Origin of the sequence: Rouxiella sp. WC2420 (genome assembly GCF_041200025.1) — a bacterium.
GTDB lineage: Bacteria > Pseudomonadota > Gammaproteobacteria > Enterobacterales > Enterobacteriaceae > Rouxiella.
The window spans coordinates 2,890,694-2,910,733 of the sequence record NZ_CP165628.1; the positions used below are offsets into that span (position 1 = coordinate 2,890,694).

20 protein-coding genes and 1 pseudogene are annotated in these 20,040 nt (G+C 50.6%); 3 read left to right on the forward strand and 18 right to left on the reverse strand.

The features are described 5' to 3' along the window. Positions 1–131 precede the first annotated feature (131 nt). Positions 132–518: a winged helix-turn-helix transcriptional regulator gene (locus AB3G37_RS13120; protein WP_369788048.1), complete on the forward strand. Its 387-nt coding sequence runs from the start codon at positions 132–134 to the stop codon at positions 516–518. Between the two features lie 372 nt (positions 519–890). Beyond that, positions 891–1,031: a hypothetical protein gene (locus AB3G37_RS13125; RefSeq protein ID WP_369788049.1), complete on the forward strand. Its 141-nt coding sequence runs from the start codon at positions 891–893 to the stop codon at positions 1,029–1,031. Between the two features lie 95 nt (positions 1,032–1,126). Here AB3G37_RS13125 and AB3G37_RS13130 read toward each other — a convergent pair. Continuing rightward, positions 1,127–2,154: pseudogene (locus tag AB3G37_RS13130) on the reverse strand (IS3 family transposase). 223 nt (positions 2,155–2,377) lie between these two features. Between AB3G37_RS13130 and iraP the strand changes: the two are divergent. Then, the gene (gene iraP, locus AB3G37_RS13135) at positions 2,378–2,728 is read left to right on the forward strand and encodes an anti-adapter protein IraP (protein WP_369788050.1); all 351 of its coding nucleotides are present in this window, start codon (positions 2,378–2,380) and stop codon (positions 2,726–2,728) included. Positions 2,729–2,860: 132 nt separating this feature from the next. Here iraP and AB3G37_RS13140 read toward each other — a convergent pair whose 3' ends face one another. From AB3G37_RS13140 to AB3G37_RS13220, 17 genes are all read right to left on the reverse strand, one after another. Continuing rightward, positions 2,861–3,577: a hypothetical protein gene (locus tag AB3G37_RS13140; protein WP_369788051.1), complete on the reverse strand. Its 717-nt coding sequence runs from the start codon at positions 3,575–3,577 to the stop codon at positions 2,861–2,863. A 22-nt stretch (positions 3,578–3,599) separates the two neighbouring features. Then, positions 3,600–4,768, reverse strand: a protein-coding gene (locus AB3G37_RS13145) for an IS3 family transposase (RefSeq protein ID WP_369788052.1) whose coding sequence is annotated in 2 segments (ribosomal slippage) — positions 3,600–4,519 and positions 4,519–4,768 — 1,170 coding nt in all. Because the reading frame shifts where the segments join, the coding sequence is not laid out codon by codon here. Next, the gene (locus AB3G37_RS13150; protein WP_369788053.1) at positions 4,749–5,720 is read right to left on the reverse strand and encodes a hypothetical protein; all 972 of its coding nucleotides are present in this window, start codon (positions 5,718–5,720) and stop codon (positions 4,749–4,751) included. Before AB3G37_RS13150 ends, AB3G37_RS13145 begins: the two co-directional genes overlap by 20 nt. A gap of 104 nt (positions 5,721–5,824) precedes the next feature. Beyond that, a complete protein-coding gene (locus AB3G37_RS13155; protein WP_369788054.1) occupies positions 5,825–7,435 on the reverse strand; it encodes a phage tail protein in 1,611 nt (536 codons plus the stop codon). An 80-nt stretch (positions 7,436–7,515) separates the two neighbouring features. Beyond that, entirely contained in the window at positions 7,516–7,986 is a 471-nt protein-coding gene (locus AB3G37_RS13160) for a hypothetical protein (protein ID WP_369788055.1), read from the reverse strand. Between the two features lie 14 nt (positions 7,987–8,000). Continuing rightward, a complete protein-coding gene (locus tag AB3G37_RS13165; protein WP_369788056.1) occupies positions 8,001–8,456 on the reverse strand; it encodes a hypothetical protein in 456 nt (151 codons plus the stop codon). Position 8,457: 1 nt separating this feature from the next. Beyond that, positions 8,458–10,371, reverse strand: a complete 1,914-nt coding sequence (locus AB3G37_RS13170) for a hypothetical protein (protein ID WP_369788057.1) — start codon at positions 10,369–10,371, stop codon at positions 8,458–8,460. A 57-nt stretch (positions 10,372–10,428) separates the two neighbouring features. Further along, on the reverse strand, positions 10,429–11,172 hold the full coding sequence (locus tag AB3G37_RS13175) for a hypothetical protein (protein WP_369788058.1): 744 nt from the start codon (positions 11,170–11,172) through the stop codon (positions 10,429–10,431). Continuing rightward, the gene (locus AB3G37_RS13180) at positions 11,173–12,300 is read right to left on the reverse strand and encodes a baseplate J/gp47 family protein (protein WP_369788059.1); all 1,128 of its coding nucleotides are present in this window, start codon (positions 12,298–12,300) and stop codon (positions 11,173–11,175) included. A gap of 4 nt (positions 12,301–12,304) precedes the next feature. Next, the gene (locus AB3G37_RS13185) at positions 12,305–12,670 is read right to left on the reverse strand and encodes a hypothetical protein (protein WP_009638051.1); all 366 of its coding nucleotides are present in this window, start codon (positions 12,668–12,670) and stop codon (positions 12,305–12,307) included. An 11-nt stretch (positions 12,671–12,681) separates the two neighbouring features. After that, a complete protein-coding gene (locus AB3G37_RS13190; RefSeq protein ID WP_369788060.1) occupies positions 12,682–13,278 on the reverse strand; it encodes a phage baseplate assembly protein V in 597 nt (198 codons plus the stop codon). After that, positions 13,275–14,378: a phage late control D family protein gene (locus AB3G37_RS13195; RefSeq protein WP_369788061.1), complete on the reverse strand. Its 1,104-nt coding sequence runs from the start codon at positions 14,376–14,378 to the stop codon at positions 13,275–13,277. Before AB3G37_RS13195 ends, AB3G37_RS13190 begins: the two co-directional genes overlap by 4 nt. A 2-nt stretch (positions 14,379–14,380) precedes the next feature. Then, complete coding sequence (locus AB3G37_RS13200) at positions 14,381–15,427, reverse strand: hypothetical protein (protein WP_369788062.1); 1,047 nt, start codon at positions 15,425–15,427, stop codon at positions 14,381–14,383. A 10-nt stretch (positions 15,428–15,437) separates the two neighbouring features. Then, on the reverse strand, positions 15,438–17,303 hold the full coding sequence (locus tag AB3G37_RS13205; RefSeq protein ID WP_369788063.1) for a hypothetical protein: 1,866 nt from the start codon (positions 17,301–17,303) through the stop codon (positions 15,438–15,440). A gap of 284 nt (positions 17,304–17,587) precedes the next feature. Continuing rightward, positions 17,588–17,965, reverse strand: a complete 378-nt coding sequence (locus AB3G37_RS13210; protein WP_369788064.1) for a hypothetical protein — start codon at positions 17,963–17,965, stop codon at positions 17,588–17,590. A 13-nt stretch (positions 17,966–17,978) separates the two neighbouring features. Further along, on the reverse strand, positions 17,979–18,410 hold the full coding sequence (locus tag AB3G37_RS13215) for a hypothetical protein (RefSeq protein WP_369788065.1): 432 nt from the start codon (positions 18,408–18,410) through the stop codon (positions 17,979–17,981). A gap of 47 nt (positions 18,411–18,457) precedes the next feature. Next, complete coding sequence (locus AB3G37_RS13220; RefSeq protein WP_369788066.1) at positions 18,458–20,014, reverse strand: phage tail protein; 1,557 nt, start codon at positions 20,012–20,014, stop codon at positions 18,458–18,460. Positions 20,015–20,040: the final 26 nt, after the last annotated feature.

Consider the following 20,040-nt stretch of genomic DNA (forward strand, 5'->3'; position numbering starts at 1 on the left):
CAGACTCAGCACACCAGCTTGCCCGAGGTAATTGATGTTCACACCTTGTACGGCAGGCACTATAAAATATATACTATCCAATAGTAAGTACTTACAATTTTGTTAGTATTAAATTTGTTGGAAATAAACCTATGAGCGACAGCAATATAAATAGTATTCAGAAAGTTAGGCACGGGAAATTGCTGGATATCAACTGCCCTTCTCGGCAAGTCTTGCAGCATATTGCCAGTCGATGGGGCATTTTGGTTTTGATCGCGTTAGACAAAGACACTCTACGCTTCAACGAATTGAGAAAGAAAATTGTCGGTATCAGCGAAAAAATGCTGTCACAAACGCTGCAAACTTTCGAAAAAGACGGGTTCATTCATCGCACCATGCTGCCGGTGATGCCACCACACACTGAATATTCCCTCACCCCCTTGGGGCTGGAAGTCTATCAACAAGTCATTCAGTTAAGTGACTGGATAGAACACAATTTACCTCGGGTACTTGAAGCCAGCGGTAACGACCAAGTATAAAAATCGATCTAAAAAGGTAAGTGATAATAAATTTCCTACTGATTATTTATATGTATTAATAAGTCATCATGCGGATTAACTCTCTTTTTTATCTCTTACTTAAAGTATGAGCAGGATGAATAAAACCCTTGTTAAGAACTAGTGTTTATTTAACGAACGCTTACAAAGAGTTTACATGCGGAACAATAACTAAATGGTATGATAACCAACGCTATCATTAGCATATGTGTGTAAATTTTTGGAAATTCTTTCCGCCCACCTTTTTGGTGGGTTTTTTTATCTCTTTTTTTAACTCTTTTTTTTAAGATAAAGTTGATAGATAAAAACGTTGAATATTGGATACTTTCAATATGAATTTATTGGAGGTAGATCATGAAAAATGCATTAAAAGCGGTTAGCGTTCTGCTGGTTATTGCTTCACTGAGTGGTTGTTTCTGGCCAGGTTATTATCACGATGGTCATCGCGGCGGTGGCTATCACGGCGGCGGTGGTGGCGGCTACTATCATCACTAAAACGACTTAGCATCACTTAAACAGCCTAGCTCTGAAAACATACCATGCTAAAACCCGCCTTTGTGAACTGACCGCAAAAAGTTGGAAGGTTTATGTCAGGCGTCTAATTGGGCCTGGGTTCGGTACTCTACCGGACTCAGGCCTTTTAGCTTTTGTTTTATTCTTTCATGGTTGTAATAGTCGATATATTTCTCAATACCTGCTCGTAACTCGCTGATATTTCGATATTCATCCAGACGCAGGCACTCCGCTTTCAGCGTGCCGAAGAAGCTCTCTATCACCGCATTGTCATAGCAGTTTCCCTTTCGTGACATGCTCTGTTTCAGCCCTGCTTCCCTGAGACGTTTCTGATAGTGCCCCAGCTGATACTGCCAGCCCTGATCTGAGTGCAGCAGCGGATATTCGCCCTCGCTCAGAACCGACAAAGCCTTAGTCAACATATCGTCAACCATCGACAGCCGCGGGCGAGATTCCATTTGATACGCGACTATCTCACCGTTATACAGGTCGAGAACCGGGGATAAATACAGCTTTTCCCTGCCTATCTTAAATTCCGTCACGTCCGTTACCCACTTCTGGTTGGGTTTGTCCACGCTGAACTGGCGGTTCAGAACATTGCCGGCGGCTTTGCCGCGTTTTTTTCCCTGAGCAAGGCCTGCAGCTTTTTTAGATAGGCCACCTCAACGCGTAACTGTTCAAGCTCCTCACGTTCGTCCGAGTTAAGGTCCGTTTGCGAAGGGGCGGCTGGCTTATTTTCAGGGTTTTCCGGCATTATTTTTTTCCTGCGGCGGTTGTCTGTCAGGGCTTCAAGACCGCCTTCATCATACAGTCGTTCCCACTGGCAAACCGAGGAAAAAGCAGGGATAGGGAACTTTGCACAGACTTCGCGAACGGACAGGCGGTGTTCACGCATATGCAAAATAACGGACTCTTTAAAGGCCGGAGAATAGGAGAAATGGCGGGTGGTCAGCCCGGCTTCACCATGAAGTTCCCAGGCGGCAGACCATTTACGAACGGTACTGTGATCGATACCAAAGCGTTTTGCCGTGGCCTTTTGCCCCTCCAGCCCGGAGAGATAGTGCCGCACGACCTGAAGCTTAAAGCTGAGAGAATACTTGCTCATAAAAATTGCACCTTACTTAGTCGGGTATCCAACTTTTGGGGTGCAGTTCATTTGGTGGGTTTTTTTATAGGATTTGCGCAATGAGTGTGATGCTTCGCTATCATAAAAGACATTGTTTCTGGCATATTAAGCTTTCCGTAAAAGGACTCGCTTAGTAAACTTCAGAGGATATGTCACCTCGATGGTTTAGGATTGCAGTTAACCATTTGATCCAAGGGTATTTATGAGAAACGTCATCATTCATATGCTCAACAAAATATCTACAATGGATGCAGAATATAAACAGCTTACTGCACAGGTTGAAGCACAATCCCTGCTGATAAGCGCGCTGATGCTGACGATTGGCAAAGAGGGAGGCCCTTCCGAGATGATAGGCAGCGTAAGTAAAGCCATCAACTCGGTGCTCGCCTCCTCGGATGATTTGATTAAATCAGATGCTGAACTGTTATTATCCAAATTCCAGGAACTACTTGAAATGACTTCATTGATTGAAAAAGCCGATGAAACTATCAGCCAGCAATCAATTGATAATTTCGCCTCTTTAAAAGAGGAAGAACCTAAAAGTCCGCTGTAACAATGGCAAACCAGGGGGCGAAATGCCCCTTGGTGACAGCAATATTCTCTGTATCGCATCGGCTGGTTTAGATATTGGTTTTCAACAGGGCGGATTATTTAACGCGTTGGAATTCAAACAGTAATGTAATATCTACGAGAATTCCTCAATGATAACAATGCCTGATTTACCGGCACTGCCTGTTTGCGCTGTACCAGAACTGGAATATGTACCTCCGCCGCCTGATCCGTAAGCTTGCCCGACAGAGCCAGAACTAGAACCCGCGCGACCGCCCCCGCCCCAGAATGATGTGCCGCCGTTTCCTGCAAAGACAAAAGTACCCGACTGACCATCACTGCCATAGCCACCGCTGATATTAATGTCCCCGCCTGAAGATGCCCCTCCCACTCCTCCGGCCGATGACGCTGTAACACCTCCGCCGCCACCGCCACCTCCGTAGCCAATCACCTCCCCATTGAACGAAGACGGGTTACCGCTGCCGCCACTGACACTTGCCCCTGTAACCGAAGTGCCACCAGCACCAATGATGACTGGATAGCTAGAACTTTGGGTTATCGCCATGGTCTTGATTGCCGTGCCTCCGGCACCGCCTCCAGCACCAGAAATAGTTTGTGCAGTCGTCGTTCCCTGACAACCACTGCCCGCACCACCGCCGCCAGTAACGGTTACGCGGATCATTTTGGTGCCGGCAGTTGGCGTGTAGGTGCCACTGGCAGTAAACACTTTTGGCGCCCCCAGCAGCCAGCCTTTGAAGGTTCCACTGCCAATACCGAGGTTGGCTAATTGAGCACCACTTCCGGTCGTACTCATCAGAGACCAGGCAGAGAGTGTCGCATTCCATTTAAGCACCACGCTGCCACCGGTGTAGTGGTCAACAAAAACTGGCCACCGCGTTAGAGTTTTTCCAGTATCGGTTTTCCGATTCGTTTGGTGGTAACCCACCATTATATTCGTGCGGTCTTAGTACACTGTAATATCCAACGATATAGTCCGTTATGGCGTGAGCTGCATCGCTGAAGCTTACGTAACCCGTCACCGGCACCCATTCGTTCTTCAGACTCCTGAAGAAGCGCTCCATTGGGCTGTTATCCCAGCAGTTTCCGCGCCGGCTCATACTCTGTCTGATCCTGTATCGCCACAGTAACTGCCGGAACTGCCTGCTTGTATAATGACTACCCTGGTCGCTGTGGAACATCACCCCGACGGGCTTACCGCGAGTTTCCCATGCCATTTCCAGCGCTTTCATGGTGAGTCTGCTGTCCGGCGAGAACGACATTGCCCAACCCACTGGTTTTCTTGCGAACAGGTCGAGAACAACGGCGAGGTACGCCCAGCGTTTACCTGTCCAGATATAGGTCACATCACCGCACCACACCTGGTTGGGCTCCGTTACGGCGAACTGTCGCTCAAGATGGTTCGGGATAGCAACGTGCTCATGACCGCCACGTTTATACCGGTGAGTCGGCTGCTGGCAACTGACCAGTCCCAGCTCTTTCATGAGCCTGCCAGCAAGCCAGCGCCCCATCTGGTAGCCTCTCTGGGTTGCCATTGTGGCGATGCTTCTTGCTCCGGCCGAACCGTGGCTGATGCCATGCAGCTCAAGTACCTGACTGCGTAATATAGCCCGTCTGCCGTCTGGCTTTTCAGGACGGTTTTTCCAGTATTTGTAGCTGCTGCGATGAACCCCGAACACATGGCAGAGTGTGGCCACAGGATAACGCGCCCTGAGTTTCCCGATTATCGAGAACTGTTCAGGGAGTCTGACATCAAGAGCGCGGTAGCCTTTTTTAATATTTCATTTTCCATTTCAATACGTTGCATCTTCTTCCTGAGCTCACGTATTTCGATTTGTTCCGGCGTTATCGGGGAAGCTTTTGGCGTTTTGCCCTGACGCTCATCACGCAGTTGTTTGACCCATTTCGTCATCGTGGAAAGACCTACATCCATAGCCTTAGCGGCATCAGAGACGGTGTAGTTTTGATCGACAACCAGCTGAGCAGATTCGCGTTTGAATTCAGGACTAAAATTTCTTCTTTTCATTGGAGCACCTGTGTTGTTCTGAGGTGAGCATATCACCTCTGTTCAGGTGGCCAAATTCAGTAAACCACTTCACGGAGACTATTTCCCCACCCTTTAATGCGCCGCCGCCTACGCTGAAAATAGGGCTTACCGTCAGGCCGTTTTGAGAAAATGTAGAAGCTCCGGTATTGCTAAAGGCCGCCTTGAAACTCAGCTCCATCCCATCGGTGAGTGCTGCTATCGCCGGGCTGTAATTCACCCTATAGGCGTTGGCAGAGCCAGTATCACTACCGTGGGTCAGTAATTTTTTCTGAATGCCATCAACCAGACCCGAGGCGGGAATAAACGGCGCGCTGACTGCCTGTGAGATATTGGCTGTGGTAATTGTGGTCGCCCCCGCAGGAACGGTAATTACCCAGGCAGCAGTGTATCCATTATCAGTAGCGGGTGTGATTTGTGTCCCGGTAACGGCTGCAACACCGGCCTTAAGTGCGATTGAACACTCTCCAGAGCGAACGGTATCCTGCGTTGCACCATTTCCCTCCGGTCCGCTGTAAGCCACCGAGGGATTCCCAGAGTTGTAATACGGTAAAACCTCAGAATCGGTGTCGATGTCAGTATAAGTGACCTGGACAAGGTAGTTTCTTGACTGGCCCGTGGTTGCTGGTGCAGATAAAGTAAATGAGGTAGCAGAAAGAATCAGCCCCTGCTTAAGAATTGAATTAACGGTATCGGCATCCAGCGAGGAATAGGCCGTACCATCAATGTTTTCCAAACTATAAATTTCACCTTCGGCGATATTGACAGTCATCGAGGCGGGCGACGATGGCGTACATTCCAGTCCTCGAAGATAGGTTGATGAACCCATTAGTGACGCTGATAATTTAGCGAGACCAATCATGGTATTTTTATTGGTGTACAGCAGGTCTTTATCAAGCGGAATGGCACCCGGATAAACTATTTGGCGATCCATTTATGTCTCCAAAATAAAAAACCCGCCGCAGCGGATTTATGATTTTTAAATTTATTCAAAAAGTTGGCACAGACTTTCTTGTCGCTGTTTGTTGGCGTGTGTAATTATGCGTATTCCTCAATAACCACGATGCCCGTCTTACCCGCACCGCCGGTAAAAGCAGTTCCGGTTAGTGAAGCATCATACGCACCACCACCGCCAGAGCCGAAAGCCACTCCAGCCAAACCCACCACGCCATCTGAACTGCGACCTCCACCGCCCCAATAGGAGCTGCCGCCGTTTGCTGTTAGCAAAAAAGCACCGTTCTGCCCGTCGTTACCATATCCACCATCAATATTTATAACTCCGCCAGCAGCAATTCCGCCTGAACCCCCCGCCGCACGGGTAACGGAGACAAGTTTTGCCCCTTCGCCCCCCAGTGCAGAATATAGTCCAGCAAAAGAGCTGGTACCGCCGGTAGCCGCAGATGCGTTGCTTGCGCCCGCGCCGCCCTTCCCGACCGTAATGGCGTAATGGCTAACTCCGGTTAGTGTAAAATAAGCGACGACTGTGGCCCCGGCACCACCGCCGCCGCCGGAGAAGGATTGCGAAGTAGTCGTGGCATTTGCGCCGCCACCCCCGCCGCCACCGCCTGTCAAGGTGATTTTCACAAATCGGGTCCCCGAGGTCGGCGTATAGGTACCACTGGTCGTATACACTTTAGGTATACCCAACAATCCCCCCTGCAAAGATAACGAGCTCAGCCCCAGATTGGCTAATGAAGCCCCAATTCCCGTTGAATTAATCAACATCCACACGTCAATCGCGGCATTCCATTTAACCGTAGCGTAGCCGCCGGAAACGATTTCACCACCAGCCAGAATTAAACCCGCGATATTCACCAGTGGCGAAGCTGATAAAGAATTAACGGCCAAAGTGGTTCCGGCAGTATTGCTGCTATTTGCCAGGAAGGTCAGCTCCATGCCATCCGTCAAAGCAGTAATTGCGGGTGAAAAGTTTACGGAATAGGCATTGGTCGCGCCGGTATCAACACCGTGTGTCATCACCTTTGACTGTGCAGCATCAACTATCCCCTTGGCCGGGAGAAAAGTTGCGTCAGGAGAAACGCTAATGTTAGCAGCAGTAATAGCCGTTTCACCTTGGGCCACAGCAATGATCCAGGCTGCGTTATATCCTTCATCTGGCAACGGCGTAGCTTGAGTGCCGGTTAATGCCGCAACGCCTTGTTTTAATGAAACGCTACATACGCCGGACCTGACGGTATTTTGCGCAGCGCTTGATCCAGCAGGCCCACTATAAGCAACGGTTGGATTCGCGGTATTATAATAGGGCAAAACGGCAGCGCCGGAATCAATATCACTGTAAGTTACTTGAACAAGATAATTAATTGACTGGCCCGCAGTCTCCGGGGCCGATAGGCTAAATGACGTTGATGAAAGAATAATGCCTTGTTTAAGAATTGAATTGGTTGTGTCTGCATTAATTGATGAATACGCGGTTCCATCTATATTTTGCAGACTATATATTTCGCCTTTAGCAATATCAATGGTCATTGCGGCAGAATCGGATGGCGTACACTCCAACCCTCTAAAATAGGTCGAGGCGCCCATTATTGATGAAGACAGTTTGGCCAAACCTATTAAGGCATATTTATTGGTATTTAATAGATCTGTTTCAAGCGGAATTGCGCCTGGATAGACGATTTGGCGATCCATTTTAACTCCATGAGGATTTAAGTTATATCTCGACTGCAGAAATAATAAGTAATGCGGAAACAAATTAATAATACTGTCAATTAGTTTGAAGTACTTTCTGTAGTCCCCGAGGTATCACTGGCAGTCGATGCCGAATCACTGGCGACAGCATCTGTTGATGTCGTTGAAGATGCTGCAGTCGTAGAAGTGGCACCTGAAGCGCTAGTCGAGGCTGCAAGAGAAGCCTGTGCAGCGGCTAGAATTGCAGCTCGGTCTGTAGACACAGTAGTAACAGATGCTTTATTTGCAGTAGTGACTCGAGTAAAATCTGGGAATAAACCCGCAGCATAGCTTGAGGTTTCCACCACGTCTAACGGAACCTGACTCATAGAGTAAGGAATATATCCAGGATAGGTGATAATCGGTAATGCACCGGCAATATAAGCATCCGCGCTAGCATACAGAGAAAACATTGCCAGTGCTTGAGTCCCCTCTAGGGTAATGGAGCTAACAACCACGTAGGCAGCAGCTAAATTTTGAGAGTTAATTGAAATAGAACCAGTTAAAGCCATGATGATTTTCCTTATTAAGATGAGGCAGAATTTAATAATTTATAGTTGATCATATATTGAAGCAGAATAGTGTAATTTTCACGATGGAGATTAATTTGGCTCACAATATAATTTAAATTATCTGCAATAAGCAGTTGGTTTTTATAAATCTCCTGCACTACGTCTGTTTCATCTGTGGTATCGAGTGTTCTATTGATATCTGTAATAGATATATCTGCCAGTATGCCTGGCCCCACCTTTTGAATAGCATTGGTATCTTGGGTAATACGCCCACCAATATTGAGCATATCCCAGATAGGAGCATAATTCTCGCCATCAATCTCAACCCCCATAGCATTCAACAAAGGCAAATTGACAAAAACCGGGTTGGTATAGACAGCCAGCAAAGAGGTTCCTGCGGTCGCAGTACCTCCTGCATTTGCACTAATTCTAGACGACGTTGCAACGACGGGAACGACTGTATCTGACATTTTAAATTCTCCTCATATTCACTGCAAAAATAATGACATCTTGCGAATCCTGACGTATTTCCAAGTTCACACCTGTAATCGCTGTACCATCATCGCTAACCTGCTGCATATATCGCCACTCATAGGCATATCCGAACTGCTGCTGGTTGCACACCGTGGCATTGCCTATACCCCAGGCAAAAACATCATGAGAACCACCACAACCGGAATAATTGGAATTAATCTCGACATGCCACGCAGAGCCTTCAAGCCCGTACTTATCAGTGGATGAATCGGTAAGCGGCAGAATATGAGTAAAATCATCTATGCCGGTAGCTCTGGGAACGGCAATATAAGTACTTATCCCTATCGTGGTGTGGTCTTTTTGGTAAAGCCTTTTCTCGAAGTTGATGAACTCAGAAGTAATGTTTGCAAAAGGAGCATCTGAAAGAGTTTTATTGTAAAAGCTCAACGTGCTTCCAGAATTTGCAAACGCCATACCATCTATAGTTTGGGTAACTCCATCGAATGAGTTTTGATAAAGGAGTACTGAACTGTGCAGCAAACCGCCATAAACCCCCGACAAATAACCAGCAACGACCTGAATTTTGCCAAAAGCGGTGTACTGGAAGTCATGAATAATGTCGATAAAGTTGTTTGAAGAAGCGTTGTCCCCTGGCACCATCACGGTGTCGAACTTAATCGCCAGATCGCTGGAATCCACGGTGGTGATCGTAGTTCCTGCCGTCCAAGGGAATACCCCCGTACCTCCGCCATAAGTGGAGATAGCGCTATCAGCGGCGACGATGACATAGTCAGAGCCTTGATAGGTGTAGTGGGCAATAAATGACAGTTCAGTCGTGCCATCGGTGAGTTTTGCACCAGCGGTTCCTGCTAGCTCTGCGACGTTAGTTCCATCCGAAAGATGCATGATACTAAGCCAGCCGCCATTGAAATCAAAATCGCCATTCACCTGAGCATATTGGCCCCCGTTATCAAACCAGATACCGCCATAGTGGTTAGCAGCAATAAACTTAACGAAGAACTTCCAACCCTCGACTATCGGTGAGCCAGTACCGGTACCGCTTTTTATCAATACGCCAAGATAATTCTGCGTCCAGAAATCCCCAGTGATCCACATTGAAGCATTAGGCGTTAGCTGATCCCCCGTGCGAATAACCGCATAACAGTAAATTGCACTGCCGATATGAATATGGGATAGAGCAAAGCCGTTACCGTTAGGCTTAATTCCGTCAGCAACATATTCGACCGCCTGGGTCGTGGCATCCGTTAACCCGCCTCTTAGAGTGCCAATAGTGATATTGATTCCTGTGACGTTAGCGCCACCATCGCCAATCAGGATCATTGGCGTAGGTGAATCCCAGAAGCTATCGCACTTTGGAAAGGCGGTATTCACACTCAATGAGTTGAGATACAGATTTAATCCCTGAGAAGCAAAACCGGCAATTTTTAGCGTGTTGGAGATGGTGTAGTCACCAGCGCCATAAACATCACTGCCGTCGATCAGTGACTGATTGATCGCGGCCTGAATGGCAATAGTCCAGTCACCGGCCTCCGAGTTTTCATCAGCGAAATCTTCGATATCGATTCTACGATTAAGTTTTTTACCCACAGTATTGGCGGGATAACTCTGACTTAGCGCATAACCCGACAAACCCGCACCGGCAGTTGCGGCCAGATTGGCTCGCAATACGTCTTCTGCCGCCAGCGCCTCGGCTGCCGCCTGCTGAGCAAGCGCAACCGCATTCTGCGCCGAAGTACTGTTTGAGGCCGCTGTGTCTGCCGATTGTGCAGCGCTTAAACTGTAGCCATTGATCTCGTCAATCTTGGCTGCAACCGCGCTGTCGAGATCGGCTTTGTTGGCCAAATCGTTTAATTCAGCCGCGGTCAAAAGTTGACCATCAGTAAATGCCATTATGATTCTCCAGTGGAGGGAAATATGTGTTGGATAATTGTTTTGCGATGCACGCCATTACCACTGCGAATATTCCAGCAGCAATGACTCATCGAGGGTGAAATCAATCCCCAGGCGGGGATAGCCGTCAGTGCGATGCGATAATATTTTTACCCACACCAGCGTGCCTTCCATTTTCACTGAGGCGATGGCTTCATAGATTTGTGCATCGGTAATCAACCCGCCTATCATGTCCTGTGAGGCATATTCGCCACGTGACGCATCGCTATAACCCGACGAAGCCGCATTGTAACCGGCCACATAGGGGATGCCCGTACCCTCGGGGCGATAAGCCGTGACGAACGCCTGATAGGGGATCAGGATGGAGCCATATCCGCCCGCCAAACCGTAGGCGAGAGTCGGGCTTGCGTAGGCCCCGGTGTCCTGCGGTCTTGAAGGTTCAAAGATGTCGGGAGACTTGCCGGTCAAATCCTCAAGGATATTGATTATCGACTGGCGCGTCCCTCGTTCGCGGAACAGGTTGGTGTGGATGGTATTGCGAAAAAGATCGTCCGATTGGCCAGCAGAGCGGCTCAGATTTTTACCAAAAAAATCATAAGCAGCGATATCCAGCCAGCCGTCGGTCGCCGTGTTGATACGGGTTTGCAGTTTTGCATACCGGTAAAGTGAATAACACCAGGCCAGCGACGTGGCGCAGCCGGTGAGGATCGCGTCTCTAATCGGGCTGCTGTCCCCATACCAGGTCGGAGGGATAAGCGCCTTGAGACGACTTAACATATCTTGGGAATCGCCAGTCGCCATTTAGCTCACCGAAATTGTGCCAGCGCGAATAACCTGACTGGCGGTTGCTGTTAAGTCATCGGCAGAACTGGCGTTCAGCGTGACCCCGGTTACGTTGGTGACATACGGGCTGGCGCCATAGGCAATGGTGGCCAGCTGGGTGAAAGGCAATGTTTGCCCCAAAGCCAGTGACGCGACGTATGACTCCAGCGCCGCGTCGACCAATGCCACCACCTCGGATCGCACGGCGGGCGCGCTCAGCGTGAGGGTCATCGCGATATTGGCGGTGACCAGCTCAGGCGCAAAGACGCTAAATGTGACCGTAAACCCGCGCACCGCGTCGATCGCGCTGTAGGCCTGCCCCAGAAAGGTACTTGACGGGGAGCTACTTCCGTCGTCCACCACGGCATAGAAATAGCCAGGCTGAGACAGGCCACTGTAGGTCTGATTTTCGGTCAAGGTGTAGGTCACGCCGTTTTGCATACTCGACAGCGCGTAACCAATCGCCGACAGGGTCGATTTCGAGAGCGAGGCAATCCACAGCACAAAACGGGCCCGAAAATCGGTATCGCTTTCTGCATCTTCGCCACTGCCAAACGTCACCGTATTAGTCACCGTATCAACATATTGAATCGAGCCGGAGATCACGGTGATCGTTCCCTGCTGCGCATTTCCCGCCGCACCCGCCGTCACGGCCTGTACCGGCACACTGACTGATGCCACGCCGGCGGCTAACACATAGCCGGTTTGTGTCGCGTCATAGGCGGCATTAGTGGTATCCGTAGTGACCAGATAGGCCTGCGTGCCGTCGGTGGTAGACACTTGAGTGCCGACCGGAATTACCGCCTGATTGGTCGCAGTAAAGCGGCTGAACACCACTTGCCCCGTCGCTGCCGTAGCCGCGAGGCGGGTAAAGCTGAAATCCGCCATCCAGCTATCGAGATCATCGCCCGAGCTGGTTGCGGCGCGGGTTGTCACCAAAAGATCTACAATAAGTTGCTGGATCCACATCACTACCGCTGAGTTGGATTCAACAATCGATCGCAAAATACTGCCTATTGCCGTATCCACCAGCCCGGCAGCTGCACCCTGTAGTGCGGTGACCTGATCGCTGACCAGTGTTGCAAATGTTTTTAAATTGAGAGCCACGCGATTACCTCGTCACGTCAAAACTGAGAGTTGCAGGAGTGCCGGTTGTTGCGTCGGTGTAACTGGCATAAACGCTAACGCCCTGATCGATAATGGTCAGCGTAATGGTGGGCGTCGGGTCTTGCGCCACCGCATCCTCGAGCAGCATTTGCCCAAGGATCAACGCGGTCCATTCATTAATGTTGACTGATTCACCGACTTTTTGGCCCAGACCTGCGCCGTAACTGGTGTGAAAAATATAATCTCCGGGGTTGGTCATCAGCCGCCGGAGAACCCGCTGCTTGCCGCGTTCGGTACTTTCAACCGGGCGCAGGTCTCCCGTCGGCGAGGTGCTCAGGTCACCGCCTATATAGTGATAAATATCCTTCATGAATTACCCGTTTAGTTGATTTGCTGGTTCGGACTCGCGGTGTTGCTCCCCTTGCCGTTCTCGATATGGGTATGGCCGTTATAAGTAGTGCGCAGAGTGTTGACCGATCCCACCGCCTGGTTCTGATCGTAAATGTCTTTAACTACAATCAGGTTTTCATCAATCGTGACGTCGCCACCGGTGAAGTGATGAGCGGGCGCGGTATAGGTGATTTTTTTGGGCGAACTGACCAGCACTTGCCCATCGTTGGTGAATTTCAGCAGCGAGCCGGACTGATGAACCAGCCAAAATTCACCGGACGGCACAGACGGTGGCCGGTCGATATCGTTGAACAACTGCCCTGCGACCACGCCGTTACCAATGTTGAAAGAGTCAGATTCGATGACCACTACCGCGCCAATCACCGGCCCTGCCACCAGCCCCCAGCCGTTACCAACCCAGGGCGATTGCAACGGTATCCATCCTGTTTCTTCGCCAGTCGGTTGTAACTGAACTTTGACGGCGTAAACATCGGGATCGTAAGCGGTAACAATGCCCTGCCGCGTGCCGGTGTCCCCTGCGCTGGCCTGCATCGCACGCCCCGCAATGGCGTTCATTAGTGCTTTCATGATGAAGTTTCCAGTGCCGGGCTATGGTTTTTGCCGGAAATCGACATGGTGTAACCCGCGTCCCAGCTCAGTGAACGATGCACGCTGTCGCAGTAATAAGTCTGGTCAAACGGGCTTTGCGTTCCTTCAATGCGGATAAGTGTCTGCGGCGTGAGCAGGTTGTCCCCCGCGGTCGAGGCGGTGAACTTCATTTCATGCTGCGAGATACTTTTATAAATCGACATTGCCAATGCATCGGCGGTCTCCGGCGATAGCCCGTTACGGACAATGCTGTAAAGCTGCGGCTGGGCGCTGGTGCTGGTTGCCGTAGTCTTGGGATAGGTGGCAACGAACTGCCTGTTTTTGCGCTTTGAGTTCCAGCTTTTCACTTCGACCTTGATGCCTTTAGAAATCGTCAAGGCGCGGGTGAAATGCAAGTCGTCCGAAACATTACACTGCGGATAAGCCAGCGACCCCGGCGGCTGCCAGCGGATCACATAGTTTTTAGCCTTCGCGGGGTCAGGGATCGGCTGAAAATACAGGCTGTTACCGTCCACGTAAGTGGTGTAGCCCTCAATCGCCGCCAACTGGTTGAGCAGGTCCCATTCGGTCTGCTCGCCGGTGAGATGCGCCGAGTCAATCTGGTAGAATTCACCAAAACGCCCGCGGGTTGCCGTCACTATCGGAGTCAGTCCGTGACGTTGCGCGAGCAGGCTGGCAATCTGCGAGCTGGTGTAGTTCTTGAAGCTCTCTCCGGCTGACTTGGCGTCAATCAATAGTCCGGTAAAATCGCGCCCGCTGGCCGTAATTTCAAAATGCGCCGGATTGAACTCCCAACTGTCAATATTGCCGACAATCAGCTTTTTCTCGTCTGTGCCCGAGGCGGTCGTCAGCTTTACCGATAGCTCAACCTTGATGGTGGTCTGGGTGGACCAGTAGCTGAGCAATCCCATTGCGGCTGGAAGCGCCGAAGTTGCTAACGTCAGATTGAATGTTGACGCCGATTTGAACGAATTACTTTCTACGTCAAATGATACAAAAGGTACTTCGACGCCGTTTAACAGGCATCGCCCACCCACGCCACGCGCATTGGGCGTCACTATCGGGTTGTTGATATCCATAGTTAGCTCGTTTCAATTTCGCTGGTTGGATTGGAGGGAATAGACACGGTGTTGATACCGGTGAGAGTGGTATCGGTGAAATGATTGGTAATGTAAAGGCTAATCCACTTGGAGACGTCGTCGTAATATTCGGAGGCCAGCTGGAAAAGGTTGCCGCCAGAATGGGTAATAGTCTTGACACCGTCTGCGGTCTGGCCGGACTGAACGTTTTTGCTCAGCCTCCCAAGCACACTCTGCAACTGGTAAAGCGCGGGTAGCTGTACCGCGGTTTGAGCCTGAGTGGCCAGGTTGGTAATGGTTTTTGAAATAGGATTACCGGGAACTAAACCGCCGAGCGTGGCAATGCTGTTCGCCTCGGTTTCAACCTGGGTAATCGACTGACTGACCAACTTCTGCGCGGCGACTATCGGGCGGACCACCGTTTGCACCTCATCTATCGTCGCCGAGGCAAAGTTTTTCACACCGTTTATTGCCGACTGCACGGTACTGACCGCGGTCTTCACCTCACCTATCAGTGAAGTTGCCTTGGTGGTGGCGCCTTTGACCGACGAAGAGCCCGCAATACTGGCAAGATCCAGCGCTTTGCCAAGGTCGCTGTTCACCAGCGCATCCAGCGCACCGGTCAGTGTATCGGCGCGAACCGGTGCATCTGTTCGTTCAACGATCGCCACCTCGAGGGTGTAAGGTCTACGATAGATAAACTCGAACACTGGCGTAAAACGGGTGATCACCACGTTAAAGCTATAGGTTCCCAGTGTAAGCTTCAGCACCTTTCCGGCGTCACGCATATGTTCCAGCGTGGTCACCCGGTCAGCCGCCTTGGCACCGGTAATAATGCCGGACCAGCTAAACGCGTCGTACTCAACGCCGAGCACGTCGATGACGCGCTTACCGCCAATCATTTGGTGAATGACTGTTTTCTGCCTGGCCGGAATCGACATACGTTCCGGGACTTCAAAATCAGCAAACTGGAAGTCTCCGAGTTTCAGTCGGGTCGTGGTCGTGTCTGTCGCCGGGGCCAGTTTATTCAGTACGCTTAATACCGACATATAAACTCCGTTAATTGGTCGTTAATTTGCTTACCGAGCCGGGTAAAATACCGTAGAGAGAAGCGTCGTAACCGCTGACGCTATTTCTGGGTTTGGAAGCCTCTTTATTTATCCCTCCCACCACGGTGGCAATAAGCACCTGTCGCCCTTCACTGGTCATCAGCAAATTAACCTGCCGAGATTCATTGGAGGATGATTTCGCAGGCACGGCAGGATATAGGTCAGGATTAACCAGATGCCGATATTGCTCGGCCGCATCAGGATTGCTCACGTTAAATGGCGACGACCCTTTGGCTGCAACAGCCGTCACCGCTTTGAAATTGTCTCCCTGCGGGGGGTCTTTTTTGAAGTATTTGTAAAGCTCATATCCCGAGTAACCGGCCCCGACCACCGTAGCAGCTGCGAGGACTTCTGGCGCTAACAGGGCACCTAATGCGACTTCGGGGAGTGTCTCGGCAAGAAAGGGTAATGCTGCTCTGCCCAACGCAGGCAACCTGTTTTTTGCAACATTGACAGCCATGCGGCCAAGGTAGCCTCCGGCACGTTTCAGCGGGCCGCCAAGCGCCAACGCTTTTTTCTCAAGCCAGGATTTAACACCGGGGACTTGATAAGCTAAATATCCCCCCAAACCGACCTTATCCAGTAGCGGGTGTTTATCGATAAAGTTTGCAGCGTATTCGCTGGCTTTAGCCTGGCCCTGATTGATTTTTTTAAAAATCGGCATAATTCCAGTCTTTTCTGCAGCCGATAACTGAACATCCGCCTTGGCCTTTTCAACCTGATCTTTCGCAAGCAACAGCTGATTTGCAGGATTATCGACTACCGACCCAACGCTCATGGCGCTGTCATAACCGGGTTGCGTTTTATCCATGGCGCCCATTATCTGGTTATAGACTTTTGCTCCTGCGCGGCCAAAAAGAATGCCGTTCTCACGCTGCATATCGGCTGAACTGTTGATACCGTGGGCTTGGTAAATAGTTTTCAGCTGCTGCGTGTAGCTTGATACGTCTGAATTCTGCAGAGCATGTAGACTCGGTGACTGCCCCGTACCTTGCGCATTGCCGATGCCCAGTCTTAAAATTTCCCGACGAGAATTCGGTAACAATGGCTTCTTGCCGTTAATAAAGTCGGAGGCTTTCTGCAAACCGCTGGCCGTCTCATCACCGCCGAGGTCACTGATAACCGGTTCAAGAACGCTGAAAAGCGCGTGCAGGTTTTGGTTGTGACTGGCCACACTTTTGTTGGCGAGAAATGCCTCGGTTTTCTTCTCATCGATAGTCTGGCCAGTGCCCTGAGTATATTTAAAAACGCTATCGACTATTTCGGTGGCGCGTTCCGGATTGTTTAGCGCGCCCATTGAGGAAACTAAATCATTGATAGTATTTCGATTATCATCTTTAGCAGCATCGTAGGCATCATCACTCAATTTAGAGGCGACGTCATAGCGCGAAAGTATCGGCACCATCATTTCAGCCGCTTGCAGAGACTTGTCTTTGGTGAGCCCGGGGTTAAAGGTTTTTTGCGCGTCAGCGAGAATACTCATCCGATCTAATCGAGAAGTGCCGGGAACATAGTTGTTAAAAACGTCATCTTGCGCCTGTTTGATCTGCGGCTCACTCACCCCTCGCGTTCGCATACCCGCCAGCAGCCTTTCATAATTTACGCCTATATCATTGACCGCGCTGAGTTTGTCATAGGTATCCTTACCTTTTCCCGCAAAATCTTTTAACTTTTCCCATTTGGACTGGATACTGTCGTCAGATTTTTTATCTTCTTCAGGCACTTCATTTTCTGGCCTGTTGCCCGGCGGGCTGTTTGGCCTCCTCTTGCGATTCTTGCCGCTTTCGCCGCGACGGCCCCTCTTTTTGGACCCCATAGACCACCTCATGCGTAGCAATAAAAAACCCTGGCACCATGGCCAGGGTTGTTGATAACCGTATCGAAGTGCGAGCTTTCTGGCCGGAGATTTCCGCCGGTATCATCAGCTCGGCTCCTCAAACTGTTTTGTCGTCCAGTTAAACTTGTTGCCCTCAAATTCGCTAAACACGATAGCCATCGCGAATCTTTCATGTGGCAAAAGTTCGGTGATGTTGAATACGATATGGAAAGGAACCCCGTTTTTCATCAACCAGCATTGATTGCGAAACTCGGGATTCCGGGCTAGTTTTTTGCGGCGTTATCATCCAGCTGATTAGTGTTTTCTTCACCAATTTGCTGGAACATAAACTCCTGCACTGCATTCAAACCGGCCTTGCCCAATACGCTAAGCATGCCGTTGATTTGCAGTTTGTTGGTAGGAACGGCATATTTCTCACCGTCAATCTCCTCAACCCTGGCTGCCGGAAAAACGTACATATTCATGTAAGGCATGTTCACCGCGTCTTCTGCACCTGCCGCACAAAATACTCTGGCCTCCTGAACGGCATCCAGCTCGCGAATTTTAATCACTCGGCCGCGTGCATCAGTCACAGCGCTGCCCTCTTCCTGTAGCGGCTTCAGGTCTCTATCTTTACTTGCGTGAACGTTTAAATTGGCCATGTGTTTCTCTTAATCAGGATACGCGGATGCGGCGCTGTGCGGTGAAGGTCATTGACTGGCGAACAGTCTGATCGCCCGACTTCTTGCCCGGTTCGCTGAAGTGGACCTGCACGTTGGTATAACGCCACACGCTGACTGAACCATTCACTTCTTCGACGGTTTCAGTAATGGTGCCCGCCGCGCGGTTAACGCCGTTGTAATAGTCGGCTTCCCACTGCGCCCACCAGGCGTCGAGGGTTGCATCCTGCCGTTCGGCTTCGAGGGTCCCGCTCCAGTTTTTGGGGATCAGCAGTTCATCGGTCAGGCCAGTCAGCGGCGTGATAACCAGGCTGCTAACGCTGGGTTTGGCTTCAAAGCTGATAACCTGCGGAATACGCAGAGTTCCATAGGCGGTAACGATATCGACTGCGATATCGCGGCCAAGAGTGTATCCATTTTGCGGCATAGTTTTGCTCCGAAAAGAAAACCCGCCGTAGCGGGTCTATTGAGTGATTAGTTGGACGCTGAATTAGAAACCGAGATGGAGACGCTACCGCCGCCTTCGAGGTTAATCAGGAAATAACGCACTACGTTGAGGTATTTGACGGCGACATCGGCTTGCATGTAACCGAGTGCTACCTGAGAGTCTGAGTTATTGGTCGAATCCAGAGTGACAGAGAAGGACGCGCCGCCGTTCGGGTCGCCAATCATCCCCTGATCGTCAAGGTTTTGCAGGAACGCCTCAATAGTGCTTTTGGTTTCACGACGCAGGTCGGCAGTCTGGTTTTGGCCTACGACATCGCCAAAGCTCGCCGCCAGAGTCAGTGACAAATAGTTGGTCATGCGAGTGTAGGTATCATCATTCTGACTGGCGGTGGAACTGGTATTACGGCCAGAGCGGATACCAAAGTAATTGCCACCCGGGCATGGGTTGGTAATTACGTCCAAACGTGCCGAGTTGATTGAACCAATTTCTGACAGCGAGTAAGGCTGGTTAGCCAGACTGCGCTGGGTAGAAACGATGGTGCTAATCGACTTGTTGAGAGTTGACACGCTCGGACTACGAGAGGCGATATTGGCCGCCTCGAAAGTTGCCGGTTCAACCATGCGGGTCAGGCCGTTAACGCTGTCCAGCCAGTAGGTCCAGTCGCCGACCATCGCCTTGAAGTTCCAGCTGTCGACACCGGCAGCGGTGAGCAGAGTTGCCGCAGTGGAATAAGTGGTGCCTGCCGTGAACTGCGAGACTGCGTAGGAGCCTTCGCTGGCGGCAAAGGTATTCACTGTCGGCCACAGGGTCGAGGTGGTCAGACCGACCAGATTGATCACCTGCGAGTTGGTGCCGCGAAGAGCATACATGCCTTTACGGGTCGTGCTGCTGCCGTCGATGCCAATCAGCGTAGTATCGCTAATAGAATCAACACCATCAGTGCCGCCAACCAGTGTGTAAGTCGCCGTTACCTCCGGCAGTGCAGTACTTGAACCCAGGGTCGCAATGGCCAACTGGCTTGCGCCGCGCACGCTGGTCTGACCGTTATTCACCGCGCTGACCAAATTCGACCAGAAGGCCGCACCGGTACCGGTGATGTTGTCGAACACTTCGGCGGTTTGCCCAGGCAGATAAATAGTCAACTTGTACGAGTTGGCCGCGGTGCCGCCAGTAATCATCGCCTGAATGCTGTTACCGGTAGTGCCGCTGTAAATCGCAGTCAGCGTAACGCCGGCAACCGGGCTGCTTGCCGCATCATTTAACGCAACGCTGGCGGCAATGTCGGTGCCGTCTGTGACACGAACGCAGTTCAGATTAGTCGCCCCCAACTGTAGGGAGATCGCTACCGCAGTGGCAAGATCGTATTTACGGTTCTGCTGACTGCCAATATACAGCGCCTGATCGCTGGCTGAACCAATCTGGAACGGGCTGTTAACCGGGCCCCAGCTTGCGATACCAACCAGCCCAAGGCCGTCAGTAGCAACGCCGTTAATGTATTGCGTCTTGGGTGCAACAACCTGGACGTATAAGTCTGGCGCGGTCAGCGCAGAGGTGTTCAAACTGCCAGCTTGATAAATCGGCATGGCTATCTCCAAATGAAAACCCGCTT

Excerpts from the sequence above, each read along its gene's own strand:
- iraP (WP_369788050.1), top strand. The coding sequence starts at position 2,378 with ATGAGAAACGTCATCATTCATATGCTCAACAAAATATCTACAATGGAT.
- AB3G37_RS13200 (WP_369788062.1), bottom strand. The coding sequence starts at position 15,427 with ATGTCGGTATTAAGCGTACTGAATAAACTGGCCCCGGCGACAGACACG.
- AB3G37_RS13120 (WP_369788048.1), top strand. The coding sequence starts at position 132 with ATGAGCGACAGCAATATAAATAGTATTCAGAAAGTTAGGCACGGGAAA.
- AB3G37_RS13125 (WP_369788049.1), top strand. The coding sequence starts at position 891 with ATGAAAAATGCATTAAAAGCGGTTAGCGTTCTGCTGGTTATTGCTTCA.
- AB3G37_RS13215 (WP_369788065.1), bottom strand. The coding sequence starts at position 18,410 with ATGCCGCAAAATGGATACACTCTTGGCCGCGATATCGCAGTCGATATC.
- AB3G37_RS13170 (WP_369788057.1), bottom strand. The coding sequence starts at position 10,371 with ATGGCATTTACTGATGGTCAACTTTTGACCGCGGCTGAATTAAACGAT.
- AB3G37_RS13175 (WP_369788058.1), bottom strand. The coding sequence starts at position 11,172 with ATGGCGACTGGCGATTCCCAAGATATGTTAAGTCGTCTCAAGGCGCTT.
- AB3G37_RS13220 (WP_369788066.1), bottom strand. The coding sequence starts at position 20,014 with ATGCCGATTTATCAAGCTGGCAGTTTGAACACCTCTGCGCTGACCGCG.
- AB3G37_RS13155 (WP_369788054.1), bottom strand. The coding sequence starts at position 7,435 with ATGGATCGCCAAATCGTCTATCCAGGCGCAATTCCGCTTGAAACAGAT.
- AB3G37_RS13150 (WP_369788053.1), bottom strand. The coding sequence starts at position 5,720 with ATGGATCGCCAAATAGTTTATCCGGGTGCCATTCCGCTTGATAAAGAC.
- AB3G37_RS13205 (WP_369788063.1), bottom strand. The coding sequence starts at position 17,303 with ATGGGGTCCAAAAAGAGGGGCCGTCGCGGCGAAAGCGGCAAGAATCGC.
- AB3G37_RS13185 (WP_009638051.1), bottom strand. The coding sequence starts at position 12,670 with ATGAAGGATATTTATCACTATATAGGCGGTGACCTGAGCACCTCGCCG.
- AB3G37_RS13195 (WP_369788061.1), bottom strand. The coding sequence starts at position 14,378 with ATGGATATCAACAACCCGATAGTGACGCCCAATGCGCGTGGCGTGGGT.
- AB3G37_RS13210 (WP_369788064.1), bottom strand. The coding sequence starts at position 17,965 with ATGGCCAATTTAAACGTTCACGCAAGTAAAGATAGAGACCTGAAGCCG.
- AB3G37_RS13190 (WP_369788060.1), bottom strand. The coding sequence starts at position 13,278 with ATGAAAGCACTAATGAACGCCATTGCGGGGCGTGCGATGCAGGCCAGC.
- AB3G37_RS13165 (WP_369788056.1), bottom strand. The coding sequence starts at position 8,456 with ATGTCAGATACAGTCGTTCCCGTCGTTGCAACGTCGTCTAGAATTAGT.
- AB3G37_RS13160 (WP_369788055.1), bottom strand. The coding sequence starts at position 7,986 with ATGGCTTTAACTGGTTCTATTTCAATTAACTCTCAAAATTTAGCTGCT.